Source organism: Pseudomonas sp. NPDC077649, from assembly GCF_044542855.1.
Taxonomy (GTDB): Bacteria; Pseudomonadota; Gammaproteobacteria; order Pseudomonadales; family Pseudomonadaceae; genus Aquipseudomonas.
Window position 1 is genome coordinate 3,836 of the sequence record NZ_JBITVF010000017.1, and the last position, 1,455, is coordinate 5,290.

Annotated in this window: 1 rRNA gene (running past one end of the window); it reads left to right on the forward strand. The window is 53.3% G+C overall.

Features of this window, described 5'->3' with window-relative positions:
* Positions 1–1,401: ribosomal RNA gene (locus tag ACIGFL_RS24030) — 23S ribosomal RNA — on the forward strand (it extends 1,568 nt beyond the left edge of the window).
* Positions 1,402–1,455: the final 54 nt, after the last annotated feature.

Genomic DNA, 1,455 nt, shown 5'->3' on the forward strand with positions numbered 1-1,455 from the left:
GATCAAGGCCGAGAGCTGATGACGAGCGTTCTTTTAGAATGCGAAGTGGTTGATGCCATGCTTCCAGGAAAAGCTTCTAAGCTTCAGGTAACTAGGAACCGTACCCCAAACCGACACAGGTGGTTAGGTAGAGAATACCAAGGCGCTTGAGAGAACTCGGGTGAAGGAACTAGGCAAAATGGCACCGTAACTTCGGGAGAAGGTGCGCCGGTGAGGGTGAAGCATTTACTGCGTAAGCCCATGCCGGTCGAAGATACCAGGCCGCTGCGACTGTTTATTAAAAACACAGCACTCTGCAAACACGAAAGTGGACGTATAGGGTGTGACGCCTGCCCGGTGCCGGAAGGTTAATTGATGGGGTTAGCGCAAGCGAAGCTCTTGATCGAAGCCCCGGTAAACGGCGGCCGTAACTATAACGGTCCTAAGGTAGCGAAATTCCTTGTCGGGTAAGTTCCGACCTGCACGAATGGCGTAACGATGGCGGCGCTGTCTCCACCCGAGACTCAGTGAAATTGAAATCGCTGTGAAGATGCAGTGTATCCGCGGCTAGACGGAAAGACCCCGTGAACCTTTACTATAGCTTTGCACTGGACTTTGAGCTTGCTTGTGTAGGATAGGTGGGAGGCTTTGAAGTGGGGACGCCAGTTCTCATGGAGCCATCCTTGAAATACCACCCTGGCAACCTTGAGGTTCTAACTCTGGTCCGTTATCCGGATCGAGGACAGTGTATGGTGGGTAGTTTGACTGGGGCGGTCTCCTCCCAAAGAGTAACGGAGGAGTACGAAGGTGCGCTCAGACCGGTCGGAAATCGGTCGTAGAGTATAAAGGCAAAAGCGCGCTTGACTGCGAGACAGACACGTCGAGCAGGTACGAAAGTAGGTCTTAGTGATCCGGTGGTTCTGTATGGAAGGGCCATCGCTCAACGGATAAAAGGTACTCCGGGGATAACAGGCTGATACCGCCCAAGAGTTCATATCGACGGCGGTGTTTGGCACCTCGATGTCGGCTCATCACATCCTGGGGCTGAAGCCGGTCCCAAGGGTATGGCTGTTCGCCATTTAAAGTGGTACGCGAGCTGGGTTTAGAACGTCGTGAGACAGTTCGGTCCCTATCTGCCGTGGACGTTTGAGATTTGAGAGGGGCTGACCTTAGTACGAGAGGACCGGGTTGGACGAACCTCTGGTGTTCCGGTTGTCACGCCAGTGGCATTGCCGGGTAGCTATGTTCGGAAAAGATAACCGCTGAAAGCATCTAAGCGGGAAACTTGCCTCAAGATGAGATCTCACTGGAGCCTTGAGCTCCCTGAAGGGCCGTCGAAGACTACGACGTTGATAGGTGGGGTGTGTAAGCGCTGTGAGGCGTTGAGCTAACCCATACTAATTGCCCGTGAGGCTTGACCATATAACACCCAAACAATCTGCTCTGAGAGCAGAGGGTGTCGATGGTGAAGTCGAC